This window comes from Affinundibacterium seohonense (genome assembly GCF_014284305.1).
GTDB classification, from domain to species: Bacteria; Pseudomonadota; Gammaproteobacteria; order Burkholderiales; family Burkholderiaceae_D; genus Undibacterium; species Undibacterium seohonense.
The window spans coordinates 1-204 of the sequence record NZ_JACOFW010000164.1; the positions used below are offsets into that span (position 1 = coordinate 1).

A 204-nucleotide genomic window follows, 5' to 3' on the forward strand; every position below is an offset into this window, starting at 1 on the left:
TTTGGTTTAATAGCGGCATGCTAAAAACACCGACACCTTTCCAACACGAATTAGAAATGGTCACCTTGGAACAACTAGTTCCGAAAGACCACCTGCTTCGTTTAATTGATCGTCACATCTCCTTCGACTTCATCCGTGAACGCACTCAAGCGCTTTACTGTGCCGACAATGGTCGTCCCGCGTTTGATCCGGTTTTGCTTTTTA

General features: G+C 45.6%; 1 protein-coding gene. It reads left to right on the forward strand.

All coding sequences use genetic code 11. The features are described from left to right. Positions 1–17: 17 nt before the first annotated feature. On the forward strand, positions 18–204 hold a 187-nt coding region (locus H8K52_RS21015; RefSeq protein WP_465247130.1), incomplete at its 3' end, for a transposase.